This is a genomic window from Streptomyces sp. NPDC054786 (assembly GCF_053611685.1).
In genome coordinates this window covers 16,530-40,655 of sequence record NZ_JBSHAW010000005.1, presented here as the reverse complement: position 1 = coordinate 40,655, position 24,126 = coordinate 16,530, and the positions used below count along the sequence as shown (strand labels likewise).

23 protein-coding genes and 4 pseudogenes are annotated in these 24,126 nt (G+C 69.0%); 16 read left to right on the top strand and 11 right to left on the bottom strand.

Annotated features, from left to right (window positions below; translation table 11 throughout):
• Positions 1-22: 22 nt before the first annotated feature.
• From ACWGI6_RS05960 to ACWGI6_RS05950, 3 genes are all read left to right on the top strand, one after another.
• A complete protein-coding gene (locus tag ACWGI6_RS05960) occupies positions 23-583 on the top strand; it encodes a hypothetical protein (RefSeq protein ID WP_453266348.1) in 561 nt (186 codons plus the stop codon).
• A gap of 357 nt (positions 584-940) precedes the next feature.
• The gene (locus ACWGI6_RS05955; protein WP_453266347.1) at positions 941-1,528 is read left to right on the top strand and encodes an alpha-ketoglutarate-dependent dioxygenase AlkB family protein; all 588 of its coding nucleotides are present in this window, start codon (positions 941-943) and stop codon (positions 1,526-1,528) included.
• 36 nt (positions 1,529-1,564) lie between these two features.
• Positions 1,565-1,798, top strand: coding sequence for a DUF2277 domain-containing protein (locus tag ACWGI6_RS05950; protein ID WP_393905054.1), 234 nt, complete (start codon positions 1,565-1,567; stop codon positions 1,796-1,798).
• Positions 1,799-1,968: 170 nt separating this feature from the next.
• On the opposite strand, the gene ACWGI6_RS05945 is transcribed toward ACWGI6_RS05950, so the two are convergent.
• The gene (locus ACWGI6_RS05945) at positions 1,969-2,586 is read right to left on the bottom strand and encodes a flavin reductase family protein (protein WP_453266346.1); all 618 of its coding nucleotides are present in this window, start codon (positions 2,584-2,586) and stop codon (positions 1,969-1,971) included.
• A gap of 119 nt (positions 2,587-2,705) precedes the next feature.
• On the opposite strand from ACWGI6_RS05945, the pseudogene ACWGI6_RS05940 reads away from it, so the two are divergent.
• A pseudogene (locus tag ACWGI6_RS05940) lies at positions 2,706-3,674 on the top strand (recombinase family protein); the annotation flags it as partial.
• 557 nt (positions 3,675-4,231) lie between these two features.
• On the opposite strand, the gene ACWGI6_RS05935 reads toward ACWGI6_RS05940, so the two are convergent.
• Complete coding sequence (locus ACWGI6_RS05935) at positions 4,232-5,608, bottom strand: FAD-binding oxidoreductase (protein ID WP_453266345.1); 1,377 nt, start codon at positions 5,606-5,608, stop codon at positions 4,232-4,234.
• Between the two features lie 61 nt (positions 5,609-5,669).
• Positions 5,670-6,215 (bottom strand): DAPG hydrolase family protein, encoded by a 546-nt coding sequence (locus ACWGI6_RS05930; protein WP_453266344.1) that lies wholly within the window; start codon positions 6,213-6,215, stop codon positions 5,670-5,672.
• Between the two features lie 1,100 nt (positions 6,216-7,315).
• Between ACWGI6_RS05930 and ACWGI6_RS05925 the strand changes: the two genes are divergently transcribed.
• Positions 7,316-7,444 (top strand): CBS domain-containing protein, encoded by a 129-nt coding sequence (locus tag ACWGI6_RS05925; RefSeq protein WP_453266343.1) that lies wholly within the window; start codon positions 7,316-7,318, stop codon positions 7,442-7,444.
• Between the two features lie 130 nt (positions 7,445-7,574).
• Here the strand turns inward: ACWGI6_RS05925 and ACWGI6_RS05920 are convergent, their stop codons facing one another.
• A complete protein-coding gene (locus ACWGI6_RS05920) occupies positions 7,575-8,492 on the bottom strand; it encodes a hypothetical protein (RefSeq protein WP_453266342.1) in 918 nt (305 codons plus the stop codon).
• 61 nt (positions 8,493-8,553) lie between these two features.
• Between ACWGI6_RS05920 and ACWGI6_RS05915 the strand changes: the two genes are divergently transcribed.
• The gene (locus tag ACWGI6_RS05915) at positions 8,554-8,793 is read left to right on the top strand and encodes a hypothetical protein (RefSeq protein ID WP_453266341.1); all 240 of its coding nucleotides are present in this window, start codon (positions 8,554-8,556) and stop codon (positions 8,791-8,793) included.
• Positions 8,794-8,973: 180 nt separating this feature from the next.
• Here the strand turns inward: ACWGI6_RS05915 and ACWGI6_RS05910 are convergent, their stop codons facing one another.
• A complete protein-coding gene (locus ACWGI6_RS05910; protein ID WP_453266340.1) occupies positions 8,974-9,510 on the bottom strand; it encodes a DUF2231 domain-containing protein in 537 nt (178 codons plus the stop codon).
• A 335-nt stretch (positions 9,511-9,845) separates the two neighbouring features.
• Between ACWGI6_RS05910 and ACWGI6_RS05905 the strand changes: the two genes are divergently transcribed.
• Genes ACWGI6_RS05905 through ACWGI6_RS05890 form a run of 4 tightly spaced genes read left to right on the top strand, consistent with a single transcriptional unit; the run spans position 9,846 to position 14,272 of the window.
• Positions 9,846-10,862, top strand: a complete 1,017-nt coding sequence (locus ACWGI6_RS05905; RefSeq protein WP_453266339.1) for a GlxA family transcriptional regulator — start codon at positions 9,846-9,848, stop codon at positions 10,860-10,862.
• Positions 10,859-12,631: a thiamine pyrophosphate-binding protein gene (locus tag ACWGI6_RS05900; RefSeq protein ID WP_453266338.1), complete on the top strand. Its 1,773-nt coding sequence runs from the start codon at positions 10,859-10,861 to the stop codon at positions 12,629-12,631. The genes ACWGI6_RS05905 and ACWGI6_RS05900 overlap by 4 nt, the downstream gene beginning before the upstream one ends.
• Positions 12,603-13,256 carry an SRPBCC family protein gene (locus tag ACWGI6_RS05895; protein WP_453266337.1) on the top strand — a complete coding sequence of 218 codons (654 nt, stop codon included), beginning with the start codon at positions 12,603-12,605 and terminating at the stop codon, positions 13,254-13,256. Before ACWGI6_RS05900 ends, ACWGI6_RS05895 begins: the two co-directional genes overlap by 29 nt.
• Entirely contained in the window at positions 13,253-14,272 is a 1,020-nt protein-coding gene (locus ACWGI6_RS05890; protein ID WP_453266336.1) for a 3-oxoacyl-ACP synthase III family protein, read from the top strand. The genes ACWGI6_RS05895 and ACWGI6_RS05890 overlap by 4 nt, the downstream gene beginning before the upstream one ends.
• A gap of 66 nt (positions 14,273-14,338) precedes the next feature.
• Here the strand turns inward: ACWGI6_RS05890 and ACWGI6_RS05885 are convergent, their stop codons facing one another.
• Positions 14,339-14,797, bottom strand: a complete 459-nt coding sequence (locus ACWGI6_RS05885) for a hypothetical protein (RefSeq protein WP_453266335.1) — start codon at positions 14,795-14,797, stop codon at positions 14,339-14,341.
• 28 nt (positions 14,798-14,825) lie between these two features.
• Between ACWGI6_RS05885 and ACWGI6_RS05880 the strand changes: the two genes are divergently transcribed.
• A complete protein-coding gene (locus ACWGI6_RS05880) occupies positions 14,826-15,158 on the top strand; it encodes a universal stress protein (RefSeq protein ID WP_453266502.1) in 333 nt (110 codons plus the stop codon).
• A gap of 78 nt (positions 15,159-15,236) precedes the next feature.
• On the opposite strand, the gene ACWGI6_RS05875 is transcribed toward ACWGI6_RS05880, so the two are convergent.
• Entirely contained in the window at positions 15,237-15,890 is a 654-nt protein-coding gene (locus ACWGI6_RS05875) for an MBL fold metallo-hydrolase RNA specificity domain-containing protein (RefSeq protein ID WP_453266334.1), read from the bottom strand.
• 4 nt (positions 15,891-15,894) lie between these two features.
• Between ACWGI6_RS05875 and ACWGI6_RS05870 the strand changes: the two genes are divergently transcribed.
• Positions 15,895-16,113, top strand: a complete 219-nt coding sequence (locus ACWGI6_RS05870; RefSeq protein ID WP_453266333.1) for a CBS domain-containing protein — start codon at positions 15,895-15,897, stop codon at positions 16,111-16,113.
• 400 nt (positions 16,114-16,513) lie between these two features.
• Here the strand turns inward: ACWGI6_RS05870 and ACWGI6_RS05865 are convergent, their stop codons facing one another.
• Both ACWGI6_RS05865 and ACWGI6_RS05860 read right to left on the bottom strand, forming a co-directional pair.
• Entirely contained in the window at positions 16,514-17,962 is a 1,449-nt protein-coding gene (locus ACWGI6_RS05865) for a sensor histidine kinase (protein WP_453266332.1), read from the bottom strand.
• Positions 17,959-18,693: a response regulator transcription factor gene (locus tag ACWGI6_RS05860; RefSeq protein ID WP_453266331.1), complete on the bottom strand. Its 735-nt coding sequence runs from the start codon at positions 18,691-18,693 to the stop codon at positions 17,959-17,961. The genes ACWGI6_RS05865 and ACWGI6_RS05860 overlap by 4 nt, the downstream gene beginning before the upstream one ends.
• A 146-nt stretch (positions 18,694-18,839) precedes the next feature.
• On the opposite strand from ACWGI6_RS05860, the pseudogene ACWGI6_RS05855 reads away from it, so the two are divergent.
• From ACWGI6_RS05855 to ACWGI6_RS05845, 3 genes and pseudogenes are all read left to right on the top strand, one after another.
• Positions 18,840-20,202: pseudogene (locus tag ACWGI6_RS05855) on the top strand (ferredoxin reductase family protein).
• 9 nt (positions 20,203-20,211) lie between these two features.
• Positions 20,212-20,652, top strand: a complete 441-nt coding sequence (locus ACWGI6_RS05850) for an FMN-binding protein (RefSeq protein WP_453266330.1) — start codon at positions 20,212-20,214, stop codon at positions 20,650-20,652.
• Between the two features lie 44 nt (positions 20,653-20,696).
• Positions 20,697-21,011 (top strand): annotated as a pseudogene (locus ACWGI6_RS05845) (FAD:protein FMN transferase); the annotation flags it as partial.
• A gap of 111 nt (positions 21,012-21,122) precedes the next feature.
• Here ACWGI6_RS05845 and ACWGI6_RS05840 read toward each other — a convergent pair.
• Together ACWGI6_RS05840 and ACWGI6_RS05835 are read right to left on the bottom strand one after the other, a co-directional pair.
• Positions 21,123-21,170, bottom strand: a pseudogene (locus ACWGI6_RS05840) (hypothetical protein); the annotation flags it as partial.
• 259 nt (positions 21,171-21,429) lie between these two features.
• On the bottom strand, positions 21,430-21,906 hold the full coding sequence (locus tag ACWGI6_RS05835; protein WP_453266329.1) for an STAS/SEC14 domain-containing protein: 477 nt from the start codon (positions 21,904-21,906) through the stop codon (positions 21,430-21,432).
• A 511-nt stretch (positions 21,907-22,417) separates the two neighbouring features.
• Between ACWGI6_RS05835 and ACWGI6_RS05830 the strand changes: the two genes are divergently transcribed.
• On the top strand, positions 22,418-23,584 hold the full coding sequence (locus ACWGI6_RS05830; RefSeq protein WP_453266328.1) for a ferritin-like domain-containing protein: 1,167 nt from the start codon (positions 22,418-22,420) through the stop codon (positions 23,582-23,584).
• Positions 23,585-24,126: the final 542 nt, after the last annotated feature.

The following is a 24,126-nucleotide window of genomic DNA, read 5'->3' as shown; positions in this document are numbered from 1 at the left end:
TTCCCTCATGGCCTCTCTCCTCATGACCTCTCCCCTCATTTCCCCCGCGGAGGTGGCCGCGTACGGCGACCTCCCCTCCCCCGCCCCGCACACCGACGCCGAACTCGCCGCCCTGCTGGACCTGTTGACCGCGCCCCGGAATCGTGTCGCCACGGTGGTCGTCGGGCACGGCCGGGACGCCGCGTCGCGCTCGGCAGCGGCAGCGTTTGCCGAAGCATGGCGTGCCCACGGGCGGCTACCGGTACTCGCTGTCGTCGACTGGCCAGAGTCCGCCGCGTCCTGGCTCCGTGCGGCCAACCGCTTCACGGCCGAGGAGCCCGACGCCTGGGTAGTGGCCGCCGCACCTCTCGGCTGGGCCCAGATGAGCCGCCGGCTGCGCCACAGCACCGTCTGGGACCCGGCACGCACCTACGGCTTCGCGGCTCTCGGCGACTCCCGCGTACCCGCCCTGGCGGGCCCGGAGACGCTGCAGGGCATGCGCGGTGTGGCCGCGGACGGCAGCACCTGGACCATCGACGGCGGCTGGGTCACCCAGCAAGCAACCGGCCCGTCGGCCGACGACTCACCCCGTGGGACGCTGTAAACAGCGAGCGACGAGGCAAGGCAGGAGCACATGAGCACGCCACTTCCCGGCTTCGAGGACTTCGGCGATCCGGCGGGTCCCATAGGACCCGGTGCGCCTGACGGATCTGGCGGTCCTGACGGATCGGGCGGGCCTGACGGACGCGGTGGGCCTGACGGACGCGGTGGGCCCGGTCGACGTCAAGGAGCACGAAGCGGCGACGCCGCCGAGCTGCCCGGCGAAGGACCCGACGGCACCGCCCCGGGCGCCGCGCGCCCCCATGGGCTCCTCCACCCCACCACGGCCGACGGGCACCACGCCCACGCCGGCCGCCGGGAAATCGCCCCCGGTGCCGTCCACGTCCCCGGCTGGCTGACCATGGCCCAGCAACGCGAGCTCGTCACCGCATGTCGCGGCTGGGCGCGCGGCCCGGCCCCGATCCGGCACACCAAGCTTCCGCGCGGCGGTGTGATGTCCGTCCAGACCGTGTGCATCGGCTGGCACTGGCAGCCGTACGCATACACCCGCACGGCCGATGACGTGAACGGCGCTCGGGTAGCCGAATTCCCCGACTGGATGGTCGAGTTGGGCCGTCGCGCGCTGGTCGAGGCCTATCAGGACGACGCCGCGGGCGACGACTACACGCCGGATACCGCACTGATCAACTTCTACGACGGCCAGGCGAAGCTCGGCATGCACCAGGACAAAGAAGAGCGCTCCGGCGCGCCGGTGGTCTCCCTCAGCATCGGCGACACCTGTGTCTTCCGGTTCGGCAATACCGAGACGCGCACCAAGCCGTACACCGACGTCGAGCTGGCCTCCGGTGATCTCTTCGTCTTCGGCGGACCGTCGCGTTTCGCGTACCACGGAGTCCCCAAGGTCAGGCTGGGCACCGGCGACCCGGCGTCCGGCCTGACCGGCGGTCGCCTCAACATCACCATGCGGGTGACCGGACTCGACGGATAGGCGGATATCGGCCACACCGCGAGGCAGACTGGACTCATGTGCCGCAGCATCAAGACCCTCCGTCCGCCCACCACCCCCGAGGTCTCCGACGAGGACATCCGGGCCGCGGCCTTGCAGTACGTCCGCAAGGTCTCCGGATTCCGCGCCCCGGCCGCCCACAACCGCGAGGTGTTCGACCAGGCCGTGGACGCCGTGGCGGCCGCGACCCAGGAACTCCTCGACGGCCTGCAGATCCGCGGCTCCGCCGCCCGCCCGCATTCGCAGGTCTGAACCACCGGCACCGGCATTGCCGACACCCCTCGGCAACGCCCCTAGCCGGTGGGTGATCGCACGGACACCGACCGTGCGCGGAAGGGAAGGGATCCTGACGCGCCGCTCACGCATGTCAGGTTCCTGAGCCTCCCCGGTCCTGCGGGCGGGCTCGGCTCCCCGTCCCCTCCCTATCGATCGCCCGCCGGCCCCCGCCAGTCCGCATGCCGGATACGGGAGATCTCCCGTACGCCGCCGACCGTGCCCCATTCATCCTTCCCCAGCCGCGACAGGGGCTTCAGCCTGGCGATCTCGGGATGCCCGTCGACCAGCACGTCCTGCGATACGGCCGCATGCACCACGCGCCCGAACACGATGGTCGAATCCCCGATGCCCAGCGTGCTGTGCACCTCGCACTCCAGCGCCACCGGCGAGGCCGCCACCCGCGAGGGCTTGACCCGCAGACTCGGCTCGACAGCGATCCCGGCCGCCTCGAACTCGCTCACCCCGTGCGGGAAGTCGGTGCCCGTGTCATTGATCTGCTCAAACAGCCCCTCCGGCGCGAAGTTGACCACGAACTGCCCGGTCGCCTCGATGTTGCGCAAGGTGTCCTTGCGTCCGACGGAGCTGAACTGCACAACGGGCGGCGCGACGCTGGCGATCGTAAAGAAGGAGTGCGGGGCCAGGTTGTGCGTGCCGTCGGCCGAGACGGTGGACACCCAGGCGATCGGCCGCGGCACCACGGTGGCGGTCAGGAGCTTGTAGAACTCGTTGCGGGACATGGCAGCGGGATCAAAGTCGGTACGCATGGTGATCAGTATCCAGGAGGCGGCCGCGGATCCTATAGCGGATCCACGGCACCACCAAACCCCTGAGTTCGGCGGAAAGTGCCTGGTATCGGAGCCACCGAGCACCAGGAGCCGACACCGTGCCAACAGCAGCCCCCACCGTCTGGGAGGACTTCGAGGTCCCTCCCCATGCCCGCGGCGGCCAAGTCACCCTGAACCTCCACGACCATCTTGCGGCATACGCCCCCAAACGCCCTGGCGCCTACCTGCGCATCTCCTCCGACCGCTTCGGTCTCGAAGCCGGCGTCGACCGTCAGCTCGAAGACGCAGAAGACACCCGGGCACGCCTGCGCTGGGGGCCGCTCACCAAGATCTACCGCGAGAACGACACCTCAGCCTTCAAGAAGCGCAAGGTCATCAAGCCCGACGGCTCCATCGACTGGATCGTCCTGCGTCCCGAGTTCCGTCAGCTCCTGGCCGACCTTGCCAACGGCGTCATCGACGGCGTGATCTTCTACGACCTCGACCGGCTCGTCCGCCAGCCCCGAGACCTCGAAGACCTCATCGACATCGTCGAATACGTCAAGCGGCGGGTCACCGGCGCCAGCGGCGGCCGCATGAACCTCATCAACGACAGCGACGGTCACATGGCTCGCATGATGTGCGTGATGGCGCTCAAGTCCTCCGAGGACACCGCCCGCCGCGTCGCACGTCAGCATCTCTCCGCCGCCCAGAACGGAATCGCCCAGGGCCGCATCGCGTACGGCTGGGTCCGCAAGGGCGAGCACAAGGGGCAGCTCGTCCCGGACGAGACCGACGTCGTCGTCCGGATCTTCGAGGACTTCATGTCAGGGGAGTCGGCATACAGCATCGCCAGGAACTTCAACGCCGAAGGAATCAAGCCTCCGGCCGCCCGCACATGGTCGTCCACGATGGTCGCCAAGATGCTCCGCAACCCGCGCTACGCGGGCATGGTCTCCTACGCGGGGAAACATCGGGTCCAAGCCGCTACGGCCGGGGACGGCTGGTCCCTGGTCCTCTTCGATGACCAGGGACGCCCCTTGCTCGGCTCCTGGGAACCCATCGTCACCCCCAAGCTTTGGTCCCAGGTCCAGTTCGAGTGGCAACGTCGCCGTCAGAAGGCCGGAATCAAGCTCGGCGAGTCCGGCACGGCGCCGGTCAACAAGTACTTTCTCTTCGGAATCATGCGGTGCAGCAAATGCCATCGAGGTCTGGTGGGACACCGCTACCGGCGTAAGTCGGGAAAGCTAGTCCAGAACTACATCTGTCCGTCGTCCGAGCGAGGTGGCTATGGGGGAATCGCCGTCTCGGCGCCCGCCGCCGACGCGGCGGTCGACGAAGCTATGAATGCCTTCCTGTATGAGCAGCTTCAGACCTCAAAGACCGACTTGGTGTGGCGGCCGCCGCTGCGTTCCCTGGTCGTTCTGCAGACCGCCTGGCCCGGCCCTCCGCCGATGCCGTCGGCACGATCGAGACCCAGTTTCTTCGACCACGAGCCCCATGAAGGGTCATCAAAGCCCTGCTGGCGTGGGCCGAACCGGGTGCCCCCTCGCTGCAGGGAAAACGTCTACGCGCAGAGCGGACTGCAGCTGACCGGGCAACGCCCGCCCCCCACCAGTAGCCGCCTGAACTGCACAGGTGCCCGTCAAAGGGCCGTGCCCTCCGCTCCGCTAGAACGTCCAGCAGGCCGGCCGAGCCAGGACACGAACATCCCGTCCGGATCCCAGGTGACACGGAGGTCGTCGAGCCGGCGGAGGTTCTCGTCGGTCACGAAGCGATATGGGCGGTGGAGCAGGTTCTCGTCGGCCAGCTGGATGCCACTGGCGCAGGGCTCCCACGCGCGCATGTGGTCGGTCACCCACCGGGTGTATGTGCTGTCGTCGGCCGGATCGGTCCAGGCCGCATAGAGGGCGTAATACAGCTCGTCCTCCACGGAGTAGGCCATCGACGGGCGTGGGGGCTGCCCCTCGTGGCCTGCCCAGTTGAACAACACCAGGTGCGACGGTGCCGGCGGCCAGGTCTTCAGCATCTCCTGGAAGGTGGGCCACAGGTCGTCGAACGGCGCGTGGGTCCACATGTTGTCGGCCAGATACCGCTTGGTCTCGTCGTAGTGCGGGTCGGTGCCGAAACGGCTCAAGGTTCCGGTGTCGGTCACCTCGTTGAGCCGGGTCGTCAGCGTGTGCGCGCGTGCCGGACAGGACTCGTAGACCGACAGCTGTTCCCTGGCCTCCTCCTCGGTGTCGGCGAAGGCCGTCGCGTTGAGGGCGATGAGCGGCTCACCGCCGGTCATCGGATCGCGGCTGCACAGGAGATTGATCTCCGTCGGCGTCCGGCGGCCGGTCTCGTGCACGAAGCCGTAGACGTCGTACGCGGCGGAGGCCGGCCAGAAGTAGCCGCTGTTCATCGTGACGCGCCTGCGCGGATAGAGCGTGACGTGGAACCTGGTGACGACGGCGAAGAAGCCGGGGCCGGCTCCGCGGGACGCCCAGAACAGGTCCGGGTTCTCCGTCTCGTCAGCGTGGACCCGCTCGCCGGCGGCAGTGACCGCGTCGATGCCGGTGACCGACATACAGGCCGGCCCGTAGTCCCGCCCTGCCCAGGCGAACCCGCCCTGCAGCAGGTACCCGCCGAGGGAGACGCCCGAGCAGTGCCCCGTGGGGAAGAACAGGTTCTGATCCGCGAGCATGGCGCTGAACTCTGATCCTTTGATGCCGGGCTGCGCGGTGCCGGTCATCGCCTCCGGGTCGACCGTCACGTGCCGCAGGTTCGAGAGGTCGATCAGCACCGTGCCGTCACGCAGGTGCGAGGCGGACCAGCTGTGGCCTCCGGAGCGCACCGCGATCCGCAGGCTCTCCCGCCTGGCGAGCTCGACCGCTCCGACGACGTCGTCCTCGTGGTTCGCCAGCACGATCACTTCGGGATACCGGTCCGGTACACCGGCGTGCCAGCAAGCCTCACGACGCAGGCTCTCGTAGCGGTAGTCACCTTGCCGCAACACCCTGCCCTCGATACGAGGCGCCATGCCCTCTCCCTCTTGGATCTTCCGTGAAATTGACTCCCGCTGCCCGCTGCAGAACGGCTCATTACGGCTGGTCGCGTCCTTCATCGCGGGTGAACTCATCGAAGATTCCCGGGAGAAACGCGGCGAGGTGGTTCATCTCCTGGGAACAATGCACGACCATGGCACGGGCTTGCTCCGCTCCGAGCTTTCTCAAGCCTTCCGCGGCCGCTTCGAGCTCCCCGGACAGGGATGCTTCTTCGCGAGGGGCGACGTACTTTCCGCCCATCCAGAAGCGTGAGCGCATCTCGCTGCCGTCCTTCACCCGCCGCACGTGATGGATCAAGTAGCCCCAATCGAGTGGAACTCGGGACAGTCCGACCACACCGCAGACCGCGGTCGCCTCGTCCGGATCGAGACTGTCCTCGCTGAATCCGAACGTGCTGGGCCGGACGAAGCGGATGGCGAGCTCGCCGAGGGCGCTGCCGACGTACTCGTCGACGAACGACGTGCCCCCGATGTATCTCTCGTGGTACGGAGCATCTCGGTCCGTCGGGGCTCCTGACCATGCGGCGTACACATGGGCTCGCGGGTTCCACAGCTTGTACCGCTGAGCTCCGTGGCGTGCCACCAGAACCACCAATCCAGCATGGCCGGGACACGCCTGGCATACGGGTCAGCGTGGCGGTGTGCATGGAACCGTCGTCGAAGAGGCTGTAGCCGTTCTCGAGGTCGTGGTGGCCGACGTCGCTCAGCGTCCCGGCAGCGTCGAATTCCAGGCACAGCGGAGGCGCCTGCGGACCGAGTGCGAGGGCCTCCCTGACGTGCTGCGGCAGCGGCGCCATCACCGGGTTCCAGTACTTCGCATACCACTTGCCGTCGAGTTCGCCGACCTGCATTCCCAAGTGGGGCCGGCGCCCCGGGTCGGCGCGTGGTTCCGCCACGTCGGCCATACGACACCTCCTTCACGAGGTGGTGACGGTGACCCGCATGGGATGAAGTCCTGGCTCGGAGACGAAGCTCCACACCCCGCTGCCCGAAGTGACCAGCTCCGGCGCGGCCTGGCTCCTGGTTGGAGGAGCCTGCTCCGTCGCGCATAAACGAGGCCCCGTTGGCGGACTGGCCTCGGCGGGAGGTGCATAGCTCGCGACGGCAAACCCCGCAGCCAGCGCGCAGGCCCCTGCGGTGCGGCTCAATCGCCTCACAGCCCTGCGAGCAGTCGGCTGTCGCTCCGCCATCGTCACTCCGTTGCGAGGTGTCAAATGCCCGGGCGACCCGGGAATTCCCGGCAGCACGAGCAGGGACGGGAGTCCTGCGCTCTTGGGTGACGCTATGCACGACTGGCAGTCGATGCCCTGCTGGAGGGTCCGTCCGGAGGACACCCTCGTACGAGCCCACCGTCGCGGCGTACTCATCCAGGGGACGACGGGCCGGGGCCGGCGTGAACGAGCAGCCGAGCGGTGTCGCGGGGTGATCGATGGGAGTAATCAGGAGTCGTCCGCATCGATGGGGCGTTGATTCACTGCGCCGACGTCTGATCAAGCACACGATGCCCGAGCCCGAAATCAGCGGGTGACCCGCCGGCGCCGACCCCACGATCGGCGGCGCCGGCAAGGAGTGCCAGTCCGGACACATGCCCGCTCAGGACGCATGAACAGTGCAGGCACCCTCCAAGGGGCGGACAGTGGAGAGAGGAACCGCAGTGCGAACGCCTGAGGAGGAAGCGGTGACATGCATCGAATGGTCGGAGACCTCATGACCACGGCCGCTGTGAGCGTGCTACGGGATACGGGGTTCCAGGACATCACCACACACCTCGGGGAGCACGACATCACGGCGGTACCGGTCGTCGACGACTAGCCACGCCTGTCAGGGACGCGACCCGAGGGAGCCGTGACTGCACATCCGACGCGCGGACCTGGCGGCCGTGGTCGTCGCGGTCCAAAAGACTTCTGATGGCCGGCGGCACGCCGAGTACCGGTCGATGCTTTCACGACGGCGCCGTGGGGTTGTCCGCCACGGTGGCATCACCATCATCGGTTCGCTGGTGCTGTCGCAGCACCTCCAGGACGGCGGAACCGGCGACCGTTTCGTGGGTGACGAGCAGCGCCGCAAGGGCGTCCAGCGCCTTGCGGTGTTCGCCCAGCAGGATCACTGCGCGTGTCTCTGCCTCCTGTACCAGTTGGGCGGCCTCCTGGTCGATGATGCGTTGGGTCTGCTCGGAGTAGGGCCGGTGCAGGGTCTCTTCGGGGGTCTCGCCGCCGAGACGCTGAGGGGTGCCCACGGCATACCCGACCGGGCCGAGGTCAGAGGACATGCCGAAATCGCGGACCATGCGGCCGGCTACCTGAGTGGCGCCGGCCAGGTCGTCGGCGGCGCCGGTCGAGCCTTCACCGAAGGCGACGAGTTCGGCGGCCCGCCTCCCTAGGCGAACGGTCAGCAGGTCCGTCAGATAGCCCTCACTGTAGAGGTGGCGTTCCGCTTCGGGGAGCTGCTCGGTGGCGCCCAAGGTCGGTCCGGAGGGCAGGATGGTCACCTTCGCGACCGGATCGGCGTGCTCGCAAAGGGCCGCGACGAGAGCATGGCCGGACTCGTGAACGGCGACCGCGTGGCGTTCCTCGGGGAGCAGGGCGTTGGAGGTTTCGCGTCGTCCGAGCAGAACCCGGTCGCGGGCGGTGTCCAGGTTCTGGGCGGAGATGACGGCGCCGCCCGCACGGACCGCGTTGATGGCTGCCTCATTGACGAGGTTCGCGAGGTCGGCTCCGGAGAAGCCGGGGGTGGCCCGCGCTATGACGTCCCAGACGACGTCGGGAGCGAATGTCTTGCCGCGGGCGTGGACGGCCAGGATCGCCGCGCGCTCGGCTTGGTTGGGCAGCGGTACGGTCACATGCCGGTCGAAGCGAGCCAAGGTCGTCAGCGCACAGGGCGAGTCGCTCGCCGCAGCTGCGCTCGGCGACGCTTCGGACACGATGATGCAGCACCCGCTGGCTCTTCAACTGCGCAATCTTCAGAGCCTGGTGGAGATCGGCGTGGACAAGAATTCCACCGTCGTCTTCCCAGCCCCGCTCATGAGCACCATCGGCGAACTCGGCTCCTTCCTGGCCAGGGAAAAGGGCGCGGCCGAGGCAGCCGGGCCCCCCGCTGTGCCCGCCGACTTCATCAAGAAACTCCCCGGCACGGCACCGAATGGGACGGGCAGCAGCGGGTGACCATTCCCCGGCAGGCCAGGAGCTGAACTCACCGGGGAGCAGCGTCAGTCCACCCCGCGAGATCGGTCCCTCCGTCCGCCAATGGGCCAGACGGAGGGGGCCTGTATCCGAATCGCAGTGGAGCGTGTCAGCACGGCTTCCGGCGCCTGCGCATCCGCACCGGCGGCTGAGCCAATTGTGTCAGTCGTTGCCACCCCGGTCGCCCGTGGCGGTCTTGGAGAAGCCGTCATGCCAGGCGGCCTTCGCCCCGGACTCCCCGATCCGGTACACGTCCACGACGGCGCCCGCGGCCACCCCTACGGCCAGCACTGCTGCCACTATGCGGATGACCAGCGCGGACCGGGACGCGGCGGACCGGGTCCGTTCACCGGAGGCGGCCTCCGCCGCGGCCGGCCTGCGGGTCGTCCACCAGACCACTGTCGCCAGCACGAACAGGCCCACGGCCCAGGGAAGCAACCCGTCGCCGAGTTCGGTGTGCCTGCGTACCAGGGCGTTGCTGTCGACGTGCTTCTCCAGCCACTCCCCGGCGTCCGTGGCCAGAGGCACGCTCACCAGCGTCACCAGGGCCAGTAGCGGCAGCACCATCCCCATGCGCCGGGCGGCACTCGGCCAGATCGCGCCGACCACGACCGCCAGTGCACTCAGGGGAACGAGCACGACGACGACGTGCACGATCAGGACGTGTGCGGGCAGGCCATTGACAACATTGAGGCTCATAGAGGCGCTCCTCCGGAAAGCAACCGTGCGGGGTCAGCTCGCGCACAGTCTCCCCGTGCGGGCCAGTGGGCACGACAGCCTGGCACAGGAAGCTCTCAACTTCTTCTGAGCCCACGTCCTTCCGGAGAGCAGTGCATTCGAGTCCCGTAATCTGCGTCTCAGCGGCTGGCACCTCTGCCGCTGGTGGAGCCATGTGAGCTGCCTCACACAGCGCCGTCCGCTCGCACTCGAACTGCCTGGCCGGCCCCCTTTCCCCATCCGCCGACCGCTTGTTGGCCGGATACGTCAATAAACTGTCATTGCAGCCAGTGCGTTGTTCAATACAGGCTGTGACTGTGATCGAGCGACGTGTTGTGGTCGTGGTGTACGCGGGCGCAATGGCCCTGGACATCACCGGACCCATCGAAGTGTTTGATACCGCCAACCGGCTCCTCGACCCCTCGGGCGTCCCCTACCGCGTCGACTTCGTCTCCGCCGACGCGCCACTGGTACGCACGAGTTCAGGAGTGGTGGTGGAAGCCGCACCCCTGGAGGCGGGACAGGGGCCGATCGACACGCTCCTCGTGCCGGGCGGCTGGAGTCTTCCCGACGCGCTTCAGGACCAGGAGTTGGTCTGCTGGATCGGCGGGGCAGCAGCCCGGTCGCGCAGAGTCGCCTCCGTATGCGGCGGATCTTTCCTGCTGGCCGAGGCTGGCCTCCTGGACGGCAGACGCGCCACCACCCACTGGGCGTACAGCGAAGCGATGGCGTGCCGCTATCCGGAGGTGACGGTGGACGCCGAGCCGATCTTCGTCTGGGACGGCCCCTTCGTGACCTCCGCCGGCGTGTCGACGGGTATCGACATGGCGCTGGCTCTGGTGGAGGCCGATCACGGTGCGGCGCTCGCGCTGGAGACGGCACGGTTTCTGGTGCTGTTCCTCAAGCGGCACGGAGGGCAGGCCCAGTACAGCGCCGTCCTCGACGCCCAGTTGGCCGACCATCCGCCGATCAGGGCAGCACAGGAGTGGATTCTTGGCAACCTGCACAACCCCCTGTCCGTGGCCGAGATCGCCCGGCAGGCCAACATGAGTCAGCGCAACTTTGCCCGGGTCTTCCGGCGCGAGGCGGGCGCGACACCCGGCCAGTACGTCGAGCGGACGCGTATCGCCCGCGCACGCGAACTGCTGGAAACCACCGACCTGACGATCAATCAGGTAGCGGGCCGCTGCGGATTCACCGCCCCCGAGACGTTCTTCCGCTCCTTCGGACGGATCCTGGGACTCACCCCCAAGGAATATCGGCACCGCTTTCAGGTCATCTCGCCGTCCGGTCTCATCGACCGGCAGCACGAGAGGGACAGGAGCTCCGTATGACCGGCACGACCGCGAAGTTACGCGAGACGAAAACGGTACGCCTGGTCGACCATCTGGTCGGGGAACTCGCCAGGGCCGGCGTCACCCACGTATTCGGCGTCGGCGGCGCGAACATCGAAGACCTGTATGACGCCGTGCACCGCTGTGGCACCGTCCGCGGCGTCGTCGCCAAACACGAGTTCTCCGCCGTCACCATGGCCGACGGATACGCACGCACCACCGGCCGCATCGGCGTCGTTGCCGCCACCTCGGGCGGTGGGGCGATGAATCTCGTACCGGGCCTGGCGGAGGCCCATGCCTCGCGGGTGCCCGTGCTGGCCCTGGTGGGCCAGCCGCCGACCGCCCAGGAGGGCCGCGGGGCGTTCCAGGACTCCAGCGGCAAGGCGGGCTCCTTCGATGCTCGGGACGTTTTTGCCCCCATCTCCCGGTTCTGCGCCCGGGTGGATGACGCGGAGTCGCTCAAGAAGTTGCTGCCCCGAGCCGTGGCGGCGACGCAGTCCGATCCATGCGGGCCGGCCGTCCTGTTGCTGCCCAAGGACGTGCAGCAGGCGCAGCTCCAAATGACCGGCCTTGGCGCGGCCCCGACCCCGTGCGTGCGGACGCGGACGGCATCGACCGCGCGGCTCGACGGAGCCGCCCTCACCACCGTGTCGGACACTCTTCGCAAGGTCGGCCGCGTTCTCGTCATCGCCGGTGAGGAGGTCTCCGCCGCCGATGCGCGCACGGAGCTGGCCGAACTGGCCCGGCGCCTCGGGGCATGGGTGGCGGTCACCCCGGACGCCAAGGACGTCTTCGACAACCGTGATCCCCGATTCGCCGGCGTAGCCGGGGTGATGGGCCACACCAACGTCGAGGAGTGTCTGCGGCGAGCCGACGTATGCCTGCTGGTCGGTACCCGACTGCCGCTCATGGCACGCGGCGGCCTCGACCGGGCCCTGGCCACCACCGACGTCCTCTGCCTCGGCCCCGAACCGCCGTTCGTGGCAGGCACCACGCTGGGCGGGAACCTGCGGGACGCGCTGCGCGCGGTGACCGCCCGCCTGCCGTCCCGCCCACGTCCCTGTCCCCCGCACGCCGGTCCCCTTCCCACCCCCGTGCCGAGCCCGCCTCCTCAAGCCCGGGGGCGAAACACCCCCTACATTCAGGCGGTCGCCGCGGTGGAAGCGGCGCTTCCCCCAGACGCACACGTCTTCGTGGACGCCGGCAACGCGGGGGCCAGCGCCATCCATCTGCTACCGGCACCGCGACGCGGCCGATTCGTGGTGGCGGTCGGCATGGGCGGCATGGGCTACACCTTCGGTGCCGGCATCGGCGCCGCGCTCGCCACCGGTCGACGCACCTATGTCCTCGCCGGGGACGGGGCCTTCTTCATGCACGGGATGGAAGTGCACACCGCCGTGGAGTACGCCGCACCCGTGACCTTCGTGATCTTCAACAACAACGCCCACGCCATGTGCGCCCTGCGCGAGGAGTTCTTCCAGGGCGGCGTCCGCAACGACGACCTGTTCGCCCGGACCGACCTCGCCGCCGGAGTGGCCGCCGCCTTCCCCTCCCTCGATGCCACCGGGGCCGGCGACGCGGCGCAGCTGCGCACGGCGCTGCTGCGCGGCAACGCGGGCGGCGGCCCGGCGTTCGTCGCGGTGGACTGCGACCCGCGGGAGATCCCGCCGTTCCTTCCCTTCCAGTCCTTCACCGAAATCACCGAGAGCACCAACGGCACCGAGAGCAAGGAGAGTTCAGATGAGCGAGGAATCGTCCACGTTGGCTGACATCCCCGGTCTGATACGGATCGAGAACGCCGGCAAGGAGGAACTGACCGCCCACTGCATGGAGCTCACCCACTCCGTCTACCCCCACCATCAGGTCTACGGCCGGTACTGCACCATCCACGAGTACGTCGACTGCCCCCCGGAGCCGGCCTACGACTACCTGCGCCAGGGGCACCATCTGGAGGAGTGGACCTGCAGCCTCCGGGACTTCGCGCCCTCCGGCACGCCGGGGCAGTGGGTCGGCCACGACCGGCTCGAGGCCGACACCAGGATCTACTGCGAGGTGGTCGCCAACCCCGAGGCCATGACCGTGGACTACCACTGCTCGTGGGACCAGGGTGAGAAGCTGTGGATGATCTACCTGATGCGCGTCGTCCCGGCCCGGCTGGTGTTGGACAAGCCGGGTTCGGTGATCACCTGGACCAACTGCCGGCACCCCTACTACGACGCCAACCCGCATCCCGACAAGGCACCCCGCCCGAACCGGCCCTGGGTGGGCGACTACTGGGACCTCTTCTACGCGGGGCACACCGTGGAGATGAACAACCTCAAGGCGATCCTGGAACACCGCCACCGCAACGGCCTCCCGGTCAGCGCGACGCCGTCGAGGGCGGTGGCGCGGTGACGACGGTCAGCCTCACCGACGTCGCAAGCTACCTCCCCGGCGAGCCGGTCCCCGCGGAGTTCTACACCGAGTACCCCGGAGCCGAGGACAAGCTCCGCAACCATCCCATGTTCAAGGTCCCTCCGTTACGGCATCACGTGGCCGCGGACGAGACGAACGCAGACATGGTCGAACGCGCCGTACAGCCGCTGATCGAACGGCACGGCAGGGAAGAGATCCGAGCCGTCGACGTGCTGTTGGTGCACAGTCAGTTGCCGGACCTGCCGTTCGTGGGCGCCGGCACCGAGGTGGCGCGCCGACTGGGCCTGAACCCGGAGTGGCTCGTCGACGTGGCCAACGCGGGTTGCGCCTCCTTCGTGTACATGCTGAAGCTGGCCCGGCAGATCCTCACCACCACCGACGCGAAGACCGCCCTGATCTGCAATGCCCAAAGCGCCGCAGGTCAATGGTTCACCCAGTCCCAGGTGCGCCGTCTCGCCCAGGCCGCGATCCCGGGCGACGGCTGCGGCGTGGGGTATGTGACGACGTCGTCCGACGCACCCGTCCTCGACGTGGAGACCCGGCACGTCGGCGAGAACGCCGGGGACATGACCGTAGCGGTCGACGACGGCCGCAAGTACTGGGAACCGGGAGAATCCCAACTGCGGATCGGGTTCACCGACGCCGGCGTCGCCAAGGTCCTGGCACGCGGGAACCGCCTGGTCCCCGAGGTGGTCGCCGACCTGTGCCGGCGGCTCGGCGTGGCGACCGCCGACATCGATGTCCTCATCACCAACCAGCCCAACCGCACCTTTCTACGGAATTGGCGCGAGGCGCTGCACCTTCCGGCCGAACGGCACCTGGACACCTTCGACAAGTACGGGAATCTGTTCGGCGCGGCGATCCCGATCACCCTGGACCGCGCGATCAGCTCCCGACAGGTCGAGGACGGCAACCTGGTGGTGCTCGGAGGATTTGCCCACGCGGGCGACTTCGCCGGCGCCGTCGCCGTCCGCTGGCAGGGTGGACGGGACTGAGCGATGGACATCCCGCGCACCGCCCCGACTTGCCCTGAACGAGAGCCCGTGTCATCCGGCTGTCGTTCACGATGTGATCGTCAGCACCTGCTCCACCGGACGTCGCGGAGTCCTGGGCCCCTGTGGGCCGTACCCCAGGCGCAGGATCATGTGCACATGGCCGGTGCCGGACTGCGGGTCGCGCAGGATCCATCGCAGGTCCGGCCATTCGACGGGCTGCGTCGCGAAGGAGCCGGCGAGCCCGTGGAGAGTAGCCAGGAGCAGGACACGCTCCAATGCCTGGCCGGCGCGTAGCCAGTCGGCCGGGGTATCGCCCACGCTGAGCGAGGCCAGTTGGGGGCATGTCTCGAAGTCGGCGTAGGCGCGGTCGGGCATGGTGCCCCGGCCGGCGAAGTCCCTGACGGGGGTCGAGCCGGTGCGCTTGCGGGGGCCGAAGGCGTAGTCCGGGATGCCGTCGTCGACGGCTGGTTCGGCAGCGGTGTCGTGAGTCCAGCGGCGCTGTTCGGCATCGCGGCCGTCGTCCATTCGGTTGTAGCCCTCGGCGGCCGTCCCGCTGCGCGCCGTACACGGCAGACATCTGCCTGCGTACGCCTACAACCGCGGCGGTGGCGTGGACCGGATCGCCGCCGGGGAATCGGCTCAGAACGCACGCGACGAGTTGGCTGCGGCATTGCGTCCGTGGAGGGCGAAGTTCCCGGACGTGCACGTCGACGAACAGGTGATATTGGAGAGTCCGGCGCCCGCACTTCTGCACGGCACACCGAACGCAGAATTGCTGGTTGTCGGCCGCCGGCACAGAGGCGTGTTGCCTCCTCGCATCGGCCACGTCGTACAGGGAGCCGTGCACCACGCCCCGTGTCCGGTAGCTATCGTCCCCCACGACTGATCCCGTGGCACGGCATGCCCCGTGTGGGGAGACACTCTGGAGTGTTGTGCCGATTGCCTCGTCGACTGCGTCGGATACTCATCCACGTACCAGCACGTGCTCTCCGGAACGGGGAACCACTGCTGTCCACCCCAATGCGAGGTCGATCTGGTCCCTGAGAGCGGCTGCCGCGTCGGGCTCGCCGTGCACGAGATAGGTGACCTGCGGTGGTGGTGCGGTACGCAGCCAGTCCAGAAGCTGCCGCCGGTCGGCGTGTGCGGAGAAATGCGGCACGTCGGCGACTTCGGCGCGCACCGGCACGTACTCGCCGAACATCTTCAGGGCGCGTGCCCCGTCGAGCAGGTCCCGTGAGCGGGTTCCCTGAGCCGCGAACCCGACGATCACCACGGCGTTCCGCGGATCGGGCAGTCGTTTGCGAAGGTGGTGCAGGACGCGCCCGCCGGTGGCCATGCCGGACGCGGAAACGATGACGGCGGGCCCGGGGGTGTGATTGATGTCGATCGACTCCTGCACCGACCGGGCAGCAAGAAATGGCTCGGGGGCCAGGGCGGCGCTGCCGGCCGTACGCACTTCGGGCCGCAGCTCCGGAGCTTGCGTCCGGATTGCCTCCGTGTAGACGTCCAGTGCGGCCAGTGCCATCGGGCTGTCCACGAAGACCGGGACCGAGTCGGGCAGTCTGCCGCTCGAACGCAGCGCGGCGAGTTCGTGCCTCGCCAGGGGCAAGGATCCCAAGAGGATGACCGCCGGCGAGCCCGCTCAGGGCAAACCTTTCACCATCAGCGCCGACGCCGGAAGCGAACAGGTCCTGCACTCCATGGCGGAACACCGGATCCGGCGGCTACCGGTCATCGACGATCACCGGCTGGTCGGCATGATCAGCGAAGCCGACCTCGCCCGGCATCTGCCGGAAGAGAAGGTAGGGCACTTCGTCGAAGCCATCTGTGCGACTGCTTGACGCCACCACAGCGTCCAGCCGCTCAACGGTGCACAGTGCCAGATGACGCCCACATCCCATACCTCTGGGCAGCGCCGGGCACATCCGTGCTCCCCCTTCTCCACGCCAAGCCTCGCTCGACGGTTCCCGCAAGCAACGCTCAAGATCCGTGGATCGGCCTGAGGGAAGTGGACGTACCTTCCCGAGGGATTCGTCACCGAGCATGAGGTCCACGTTGACGGTCCTTGAGGCGACTCGGGGCCCTCGGTGCCGTTCCGTGGGACCGGGCAAGGCAGGCTCTGGACGCCTCAGATCAGCAGCTCTTGCCGCACCTTCGTGACCTGGACCAACGGCTTCCTTCACAACTTCGCAGGCGTGGCTTTCATGGTCAAGCGTCCCAGCAACCTGACGATATGTCGGGTCAGTGGATGTCGGAACCGAGCGACGCCGGAGGAAAGGTCACGGTGAATTCGCTGTGTCCGGGGCGGCTGTTCATCATGACCTGTCCGCCGTGCGCGGAGACCACGGCTTCCACGATCGCCAGTCCCAGGCCGGTACTGCCTGCCGCTCGCGAGCGACTGTGGTCACCCCGCACGAAGCGGCCGAAGACTCCCCGCCGGACCTGCTCGGGCACGCCAGGGCCGTCGTCGGCGACCGTCAGCCGGATTCCCTGGTCGTCGGCCGTCAGCCCTACCGACACGGCGGTCCCCGGCGGGGTGTGCGTCCGGGCGTTGGCGAGCAGATTGCCGACGACCTGGTGCAGGCGGTGTTCGTCCCCCGTCATGGTCACCGCCGTCTCAGGGAGGTCGAGCAGCCATCGGTGGCCCGGGCCGACCACCCGCGCATCGTCGACCGCGTCGAGCACGAGTCGCGTCAGATCCACCGGCCTGCTCTCCAGGGCACGGCCGGCGTCGAGGCGTGCGAGCAGCAACAGATCGTCCACCAAGCGGCCCATCCGCTCAGACTCGGCCTGGATCCGTTCCAGGGAGCGCCGGACCTCACCGGGCACCGGCCCCCTGTGCCGGAGGGCAAGTTCCGCATGGCCACGGACGTTGGCCACCGGCGTCCGCAGCTCGTGACTGGCGTCGGCGGCGAAGCGCCGCAGTCGCTCTTCGCCGGCATGACGACGCTCCAGGGCGTTGCCGACATGGCCGAGCATCCGGTTGAGGGCCGTGCCGACCTGCCCCACCTCGGTGCGCGTGTCGGCCACCGGCACCGGCGCCGGCATCGCCACCTCGCCACTGGCCAACGGTAGTTCGGCGACGCTCGCCGCCGTGGTCGTGACACGGCGCAGCGGACGCAACGACAGACGTACCCACAGAACTCCCAGCACGCCGGTGACCAGGAGAGCCCCGCCGAACACCACCGCCTCGACCGCCACCAACCGGTGCACCGTCTCCTCGACCGGGCGGAGCGGCAGACCCGTGATCAGCACGTCGTGATCGTCGCCCACCACCGCGTTGACGCGATACCGCCCCAGGGCGGACAGCCGGATGCCGTGTCCGGAGCCGTCGGTCGGGAGGGCGGACAGCGCACGACTGTCGTCGGCGGACAGCGGCACCGCGGCGTCCGTCCGGTCCCGTACGACAGCCGCCTGGGCCGGCGTGCCGCGCAGCAGCCGGGCACCCAAGGTGCCCTCGGACTGACCGCGGGTGTCCGGCCGGTTGTCGGCGTCCGGCCTGGACTCGTGTTCCAGACTCACCGCGAAGCGGCCGGCGGAGGCGGAGAGCTGCTGGTCCAGGCGACGTACCAAGAAACCCTCGAGCGCGAAGACCGTGGTGACGCCGACCGCCAGGCAGGCCAGCGCCAGGAGCACGACCAGACCGGCGGTGAGCTGGCTGCGCAGTGTGCGCGGGACGGGCCGATTCACGACAGCTCCGGTTTGAGGACGTATCCGACGCCACGGACCGTGTGGATCATAGGGGCGCGGCCGGCGTCGATCTTCTTCCGCAGATAGCTGATGTACAGCTCGACGACATGCGACCGGCCGCCGAAATCGTAGGACCAGACCCGGTCGAGAATCTGGGCCTTGGACAGTACCCGCCGGGGGTTGCGCATCAGGAACCGGAGCAGCTCGAACTCGGTGCGGGACAGCTCGATCAGTTCACCGCCGCGAACGACCTCCCGCGCCTCCTCGTCCATGACGAGGTCCCCGACGACCAACCGGTCCCCGTCCGGATCATGCGCCATACCGGCCCGGCGCAACAGACCGCGCAGCCGCGCCAGGACCTCTTCCAGGCTGAACGGTTTGGTCACGTAGTCGTCGCCGCCCGCGGTGATCCCGGCGATCCGGTCCTCGACGGCGTCACGTGAGGTGAGGAACAGGACGCAGACCGTCGTCAGTTCCTGGCGCAGCAGGTGCAGCACCTGCAGACCGTCGATGTCGGGCAGCATCCAGTCCAGGACGACGGCGTGCGGACGGAAGGTCCGTGCCACAGCGAGCGCGGAGACGCCGTCGGCCGCACTGCGGACCTCCCAGCCCTCACCGGCCAGGACGCCGGAGAGCACTTCGGTGACGTCCGGCTCGTCGTCGACCACGAGGACCCGCACCGGCGAGCCGTCGGTGGCGTGCAGTGGGGCGGGAGCACGGCGAGTGTGCATGGTGGCTCCAGCATCCCTCCCGCGGAGGCACGCGCGGGTAAGAGTCAGCTCTGAGTTTCCTGTGAATCGCTCGGCGGGGACGCCGCTCAGAGGATCTTCAGAGGTTTCGCTGCGACGCTGGCGCCGACCAGGGAAGGGAAGCCCCCATGAGCGCCATTTCGCACACCCGCCGCGGTGCCCGCGGCAGCGCCCCGCCACGGCGGCTACCGCCCTCGGCTCCGCTGCTCGCCCAGGGCGTCATCTGGGCGGGGGGGCGCCGGCGTCCTGGCCCTGTGGTGGACCGGAACGGCGTCCGTGGTGGGCCCCGCGGACTGGCTCACCGGCGCCGGCCGGATCACCGGACTGCTGGCCGGCTACGCCTGCACGGTACTGGTCGTGCTGGTGGCCCGCGTTCCGCTGCTCGACCACAACCTGGGCACCGATCGCCTTGCGCGCTGGCACGCCATGGGCGGGCGCTACACCATCTCGCTGGTTCTGGCACACACCCTGCTGATCGTCTGGGGCTACGCCCTCACCTCGCGGAGCGATCTCCTACACGAGACGACCACACTCGTCCTCGACTATCCGGACATGCTCAAGGCGCCCGCGGGCTTCGTGCTGCTGGTCGGCACCGGATTCGTCTCGGCGCGTGCCGCCCGGCGCCGCATGAGCTACGAGACCTGGCACTACCTCCATTTCGCCACCTACCTGGCCGTCTTCCTCGCCTTCGGTCACCAGCTCGCCAACGGGGCCGACTTCGTGGGCCGGAAGCCGGCCCAACTCGGCTGGTACGCCCTGTACACGACGGTGGCTGCGCTGATCGTCTGGTACCGCTTCGTGGTCCCGGTACGACGGGCCCTGCGCCACCGGCTCCACGTCGCCGACGTCCGCCCCGAGGCACCGGGCGTGGTGTCGGTGCACCTCACCGGGGAGCGGCTGACCGAACTCGGGGCCCGACCAGGCCAGTTCTTCCGCTGGCGTTTCCTGGCGCCGGGCCTGTGGTGGACCGCTAACCCCTACTCCCTCTCCGCGCCCCCGCTCCCCCACCACCTGCGCATCACCGTGAAGGAAGCAGGCCGGCACAGTGCGGCCCTGGCGCGGCTGCAGCCCGGCACTCGGGTATGGGCCGAAGGCCCCTACGGTGGTTTCACCGAAGCACGCCGCCGGTCGGCGAAGGTGCTGCTGCTCGCGGGCGGCGTGGGCATCACCCCGCTGCGTGCGCTCTTCGAAACCCTCCCCGGCGAGGTCACGCTCATCTACCGGGCACGGCGTCCGGAAGACCTCGCCCTGCGCGCCGAGCTCGACGCGATCGCGGCCGCGCGCGGCACGGCCGTCCACTACTTCGTCGATGAACCGGCCAGGCACTCCGCGCCGTTGACCGCCCGCGCACTCAAGAGCCTGATACCGGACCTGGCCGGCCACGACGTGTATCTGTGCGGTCCGCCCGGTATGACCGGCGCCGCCCGGCGCGCGCTGCGCGGTGCCGGCATACCCCGGCACCGCATCCACCACGAGTCGTTCGAGTTCTGAGGAGCCCCCGTGCGCCGAGCCGTTCTGACCGCAGCGTCGACCAGCGCGCTGATCGTCCTCCTGCTTTCCCTCAAGCCGCACCAGCCCGCTGGCCTGACCGGCGACCCGGCCCAGGCGGGCGTCGCACCTGCCCTGTCGCCCACCGGACGTCCGCAGCGAGGCGGCCACCCAGCCGAAGGCACCTATACCGGCGCCCGGATCAGCACGCGTTACGGCACCGTACAGGTTTCGGCCACCGTCAAGGCCGGCCGGCTGACCGCCGTCAAGGTGCTGCACGCGCCGTCCGAGAACGGCCGTGACCGTGAGATCGCCACCTACGCCGTCCCGCGCCTGACGCAGGAAGCGCTGAGCACGCACAGCGCCCGCATCGACGCGGTGTCCGGGGCCAGTTACACCAGTGCCGGCTACATCCGGTCGTTGCAGAGCGCCCTGGACCGGGCCGGTGTCTGAGCCCCGTCGCGGACTGCGCCACGTCGAGCGGACGATGGGCACGGGGCGAGCTGTGCACCGTCGTCACCGGACGCGACCTGGCCGTCGCCACCTCGGGCACCGCCGAACGCGGGGCCCACATTCTCGATCCGCACACCGGCACTCCCGCGACGGGACCGGCCTCGGTCACCGTCGTCGGCCGCAGTCTCACCACGACCGACGCCTATGCCACGGCGGCCTTCGCCATGGGTGCGGGCGCCCGCGACTGGTTGGCGGGGCTCGACGGTCACGAGGGTTTCGCGGTGGCATGGGACGGCAGCATCTGGCACACCCAAAACTTCCCGGGAGCGGCGTGCGACGTCGTCAGAACGACGGCGTAATGAGGAGCCGCCTCCCGGTAGCGGCGCGCGGTCGTTGGACGAGTTGCTCCGGGCGATGGCGAGGTTGAGGATGGTGGCGAAGGCGCACCACGCCGCATAGGGCAGGAGGACGCGAGCGGCCGTGCTGTCGGAGCGGGCGGTGCGGCGGATCAGCTCCACATTGCTCACGTCCAGCAAGAACGTTCCCAGCACGCCGGCTTCGGTGCTGCGCGGCCGAAGAACATCCAGTTCCACCCCGCGTTAAGGGCCAGGTTCACGCCCAGACTGACCATTAGGCGGCGGCGGTCCACCGCCCGCGACCCGATCACCGCGGCAGCGGCTACCGCGGCAGCCGTGGCCACGTAGAGAGAGTAGGGGGACCTCGCGGCCCGGTGGATCGGTTTGCTCGCCCTCATGTGCCCGCCCTTCCCTGCAGTCGTCAGGCCTCACCCGACTGCGGGAGCCCAGGACCTGCGGCCCGGGCGAGAGCGTCCTCGAACCCGTCGTACGCGAATCGCCGCACCTCGGCCCGGACTAAGTGATTCGCCAGCTGGGGCGCCAAAGCGGCGGCCTTGGTGTCCGCCGCCAGCGCAACCCTTCTGACCTTCCGGTGATGGTCGCGGATGAAACGAACGTGGCGGATGAGGCTGCCGACATTCTCCCAGCCGGGGAAGGTCCGCAAGTGGATCACAACACCCGCCAACGCGTCGTGAGTGCCGAGCCAGCTGTCCGCCGTCACGGCAAGAGCGTCGAAGTCCTGGGCGCGCAGGGGATGTTCAACTTCGACGACCAGTACGCGGAAATCGGGCAGGAGCCGGTGGGAGATGCCGGGGCCTTGGGGCAGTGATGCCAGCCAGTCCAGAGCTTCCTCGCGTTCCCTCCGGCACCGCCTGTCCAGCAAATGGCCGGCGGCCACGGCTGTGATGGGGCCAGGCGGCCCGGCAGACCAGATTGCTGCCAGGTGAAGCGCAACTGCCGGTCTTCCCCGGTGTCGGCGGCAGCGGTACGACGACGCTTTCCGGCAAGCTCGAAGCGCCCCCCGCCGACGGGCCGGAGCGGCCGCTCCGTGGCTGCAGTACACCTGGCCCGCGGGGCATATTCTGCCAGTCCGATCGGTCTCGCCCGCTCTGCCGGCAGAGCGGGGCATGCTGCGGCTCCACGCGGAGCAGGGCTTTCGACCTCGCACGCACGCCACATCCCTGCGCCCTGAACTGTGCCCCGTCTCGAACAGGCCCGGTATCTCGCGCAGATGAGGGGATCCCGACCCCGACGTGCTGGTCAGTCCGGACTGGTCCAACAGGGTGGAGGGGACAGGCTGCGGCCTGTGCGTCCTGGGAGGGGCCGTGATCGCTGCTAGCTTCGCGAGCCTCCGACGACTCACGAAGCCTCGGTACGAGGCACGGCTATCAGCATGGCGGGAGGCAACGATGAGTGATACCAGCGAAGCCCCTGAAGGACCGGCGGTTCCCGCTCTCAACCGCAGGCGTTTTCTGGCGTCGGCTGCCTTGGCGGCCGGAGCGCCGGCCGCGCCCGGCGGAACAGCGGTCGCAGCTGAGCGGGCGGTCGAGGCCGCGGGAGCCGGATTGCCGCTGCACGAGCCCCGGGCCACGGTCGGCCGCGGGTCCGTGGCGCGTCTGCTTGCTGTGCCCGAGGGCGGACGCGGCGTGAGCTGGCTCAAGGAAGCCCTCCAGGTCGCTGTGGAGCTCGAACTTGCTACGATCCCGCCCTATCTGTGTGGCTGGTGGTCCGTCAAAGACCGGCGCAGCGCGGCCGCGCGGCTGATCCGTCGTATCGTCGGTGACGAGATGTACCACCTGGGCATGGTCTGCAACCTACTGGTGGCTGTGGGCGAGCGACCGCGGATCGGGGCTGCGGCGCCGACCTACCCGGGTCCGCTGCCCGGCGGCGTGCACCCCGGGTTGAATGTGTACCTGTCAGGCCTGACGAAGTCGTTCGTCCACGACGTGATGATGGCTATCGAAGCCCCGGAAGGCCCGCTCACCCTGAGCACCGACCAGCCGCCCAGCGTCGGCGCGTTCTACAGCGACCTGCTCAAGACGTTCCGGGCCACGAGACCAGAGCTGTCGAGGCGGGGGCAGCTGTCCGAACGCATCGGATCCGACGTACTGAAGCCCGTCGACAGTCTTGATGGTGTGGAGCAATGCATCGAGATCATCAAGGAGCAAGGCGAGGGCACCGCCAGCTCGCCTGCCGATTCGTTCGAGGACGATCACCCAGCGCACTACTACGCCTTCGGCGAGATCTATCACGGGCGGCGGCTGCGCGAGACGGAGAACGGCTGGCAGTTCACCGGCGCGCCCGTGCCCTTCCCCGACGCTCGCCCCATGGCCCGAGTCCCACGTGGCGGCTGGCCGCACCCGCCTGCCCGGGCACGTCGGCTCCTTGATCATTTCGATGCCGCCTACAGCGCCGTGCTGAACACCCTCGACAGAGCCTGGGGCGAAGGCGACCCTCACACCTTGCGCCTGGCTGTCCACGCCATGCGCGGGTTGGAGCACCCTGCCGTGGAGCTGATGGAGATCGACCTCCCCAACCGCCCAGGCACCTACGGTCCCCAGTTCCGCCGGCGGTGAGCGCCTGTGGGACCTCGGCGTGCAAGCCGCCGGCGCCGGCCTCGTCATCCACGCCCTGGTCCACAACCCTCTCCACGCCGCCTGCGCCCCGTGGCAGGTTCCCCATCTGAGGCGGTCAGCGTGACGACCGCCGTGCAGCAGACCCTCGACGCGCCACGAGCACCGCGGCGCGTGCCGGGGAAAGGCCGCCCGCCGCGCATCGGTCGACGGTTTCCGCTACGGCTGCAGCGGCCTCCGCCGCTCGACCGAGCGCGCTGAATGCTTCGGCCGACGCCTCCCCTGCGTCGACGAGATCGCCGACGTGATGGTCGGAAGCGCGAACCGATCGCCGATGTCTCAGAACGCGGCCGACTCCTGTAGATGCCAACTCTCCTCGCCCGGCACGCCAATGGGGCGTGCACGAAGCGCCCTTGGAGCCGTCGCGCAGTCGGCCGCTCACGGCGGTGCGGCAGATGAAGGTCTGGGTCGCTCGCGAAGTGGCTCCACTACGGAGACCACGGTCGAACCGAGGGCGACATGGATGATCTCCACGCGCCGGATGG